Here is a 918-nt window from a genome sequence, read left to right on the forward strand (position 1 = left end):
GTTCACCCGCTTGACTGCCCGCTTACCTGCGTCCATTGCCATCTCCCTGGGATTCGTTTGTCACCAGGGATGCATTCTCCAGATCGCCATCGGGTCGCGCAATAACGCCGCTGAGCGACCGCTTACCCCGTACGTACGCACCGTAGTCGTCGGTTTTTCGGCGGGCCCGACGTAGTGGGTTACCATTGCCGGCGCCGATGCACCATCAGCATAGACTACATCCACTTTCTCTATGCCATCAGCAAGTTCCGATGAGGTCGCTCGTCCGGAGCAATCATACATCCAGCTCATGTGGCGCTCTTCGTTTTCATCGACCAGACCGGTCATCAGATTAATATACATATCCTCGCCAACTCCATTTCCGATAGGTTGACGATTACATAGCTTCCCACTATTAATTTTACTCACTTCGTTGTAAAAATACGTTTGGCTCTTTCCATCCGGATAGGTAACCTTGGTCAAATTATTCGCTTTGCAAGCCAATGTTTTTTCATTTCCCGGAACGCAACCGCCTGACGGACCGTCATACTCATAGAGATAGGATTGATTAGCTGGGTCGATCATTTCGACAATTCGTACTTTTGCGTCATATTTGAATTGAAGCTGTCGTCCCCAATGATTGGTTACACACAGCAAACGGCCTTCAGGTATAAGGGCATCGTGACTGATACTCTTGCACGCAGGTGCGCTGGCTGGAAAGCGGCTTACCGAGGTGTCGTTGCTCAGGCCGTCGCTATATGTCAATTTTTGCGTCAGTCCGCTGCGTTCGGTAATTGATAGCAGACGCCCGTCCCGTAACCAATCACCTCCCCGCAGACAATTTTTCTGCCTGGAAACTCAGTTCAATGTATGATGTGCAATCTTGTTAAAAAAGCCCACGCCTCTCACTGATTTCGACCTGCGCCAGATGGATGAAGA

Annotated in this window: 1 protein-coding gene; it reads right to left on the minus strand. The window is 50.2% G+C overall.

Going from position 1 to position 918, the window contains the following annotated elements:
• Positions 1-60: 60 nt before the first annotated feature.
• Positions 61-744: an RHS repeat domain-containing protein gene (locus F1735_RS33860; RefSeq protein ID WP_167241417.1), complete on the minus strand. Its 684-nt coding sequence runs from the start codon at positions 742-744 to the stop codon at positions 61-63.
• Positions 745-918 lie beyond the last annotated feature (174 nt).

This window comes from Massilia genomosp. 1 (genome assembly GCF_011682185.1).
Lineage (GTDB): Bacteria > Pseudomonadota > Gammaproteobacteria > Burkholderiales > Burkholderiaceae_D > Telluria_A > Telluria_A rubra.